Origin of the sequence: Streptosporangium sp. G11 (genome assembly GCF_051192615.1) — a bacterium.
GTDB lineage: Bacteria > Actinomycetota > Actinomycetes > Streptosporangiales > Streptosporangiaceae > Streptosporangium.
In genome coordinates this window covers 1-1,433 of sequence record NZ_JBPJUQ010000284.1, presented here as the reverse complement: position 1 = coordinate 1,433, position 1,433 = coordinate 1, and the positions used below count along the sequence as shown (strand labels likewise).

The 1,433-nt window shown below is 68.0% G+C and carries 1 protein-coding gene; it reads left to right on the top strand.

The genetic code is table 11. From position 1 onward, the window contains the following. Positions 1–58: 58 nt before the first annotated feature. The gene (locus ACSDR0_RS50555) at positions 59–1,294 is read left to right on the top strand and encodes an IS701 family transposase (RefSeq protein WP_435296125.1); all 1,236 of its coding nucleotides are present in this window, start codon (positions 59–61) and stop codon (positions 1,292–1,294) included. The last annotated feature ends 139 nt before the right edge of the window (positions 1,295–1,433 follow it).

The following is a 1,433-nucleotide window of genomic DNA, read 5'->3' as shown; positions in this document are numbered from 1 at the left end:
TAGTAGTACTTCGTTAGGTTGATTTGATCTTGGGTGTTGGGTTCGGCATGCTGCTCTTGTGGACTTGGGGGAGATCGAGCAGCTCCGGGGTGAGCTGGCCGCGTTCGTGGCTGAGGTGTTCGCGTCGGTACCTCGCCGGGATCAGCGGGCCAAGGGCGACTGTTACCTGCGTGGGTTGATGCTGGACGGCCGCAGGAAGTCGATCCAGCCGATGGCCGAGCGGCTGCCGGACGGCGACATGCAGGCCTTGCAGCAGTTCGTGAACCAGTCGCCGTGGGATCACACCGCGGTGCTGCAAGCGGTGGCCCTCAAGACGGTCGCTGTCGTCGATCCGCAGGTGTGGGTGATCGACGATGTGTCCTTTCCCAAGGACGGGAAGATGTCGGCGGCGGTGGCAAGGCAGTGGTGCGGTGCGCTGGGCAAGCAGGCCAACTGCCAGGTCGCGGTCAGCCTGCACGCAGCCTGCGACACCGCGTCCGTGCCGATCTCCTGGCGGCTGTTCGTGCCGCAGGAGTGGGCCGACGACGAGCGGCGCCGGGCCAGGGCGGGGATGCCGGATGCGGTGGGGCACCGGGAGAAGTGGCGGCTGGCGCTGGACCTGATCGACGAGGCGATCGGCTGGGGCCTTGTGCCGCAGGTGATCGTCGCCGACGCCGGCTATGGCCAGATCGCCGCGTTCCGTCACGCCTTGGCCGAGCGTGGCCTGGACTTCGTCGTCGCGGTCCGCTCCGATGAGTCGGCGCATCCGGCCGATGCGGTGCCCGCCGCGCCTGCCTGGAGCGGCCATGGGCGCAAGCCCGCCGCCCGCTACCGCGGCAAAGCGTCCTCGCTGAAGGACCTGGCGGCCGAAACGGGGCGCAAGAGCTATCGGCAGGCGACCTGGCGGACGGGATCCAAGGGCCCGATGCGCTCGAGATTCCGGGTTCAGAGCGTGCGTCCGGCCGGGGTCGCGGCCCGCAGGCATGCGATGGCTGGGGCGGGGGGATCGGCGGCCTGGGACGGAGTCTTGCCCGCGCTGACTTTACTCACCGAGTGGTCTGCAGGGCAGAAGGCACCTACCGAGTATTGGCTGACCAGCCTGGGCGCGGGCACCGCGCTTCGGCGGCTGGTGCGCCTGGCGAAGATGCGCTGGCGCATCGAGCACGATTACCGGGAGATGAAGCACGGTCTGGGCCTGGACCACTTCGAGGGCCGCACCTGGCGAGGTTGGCACCATCACGTCACCCTGGTCACCGCCGCTCATGCCTTCCTCACTCTGCGACGCCTGGACCCAAAAGCCCAAGCGCCGGTCTGACCTTCTACCAAGTTCTGGCCACGCTTCAGGACCTCATACGCGCTTGGACCGGCGCGTGCCCGACCTGCCGCCGCGACATACCCGTCTCGCCCCGGCCGGAACACCACCCACCCGAACTAACTTAACGAAGTACTACTAG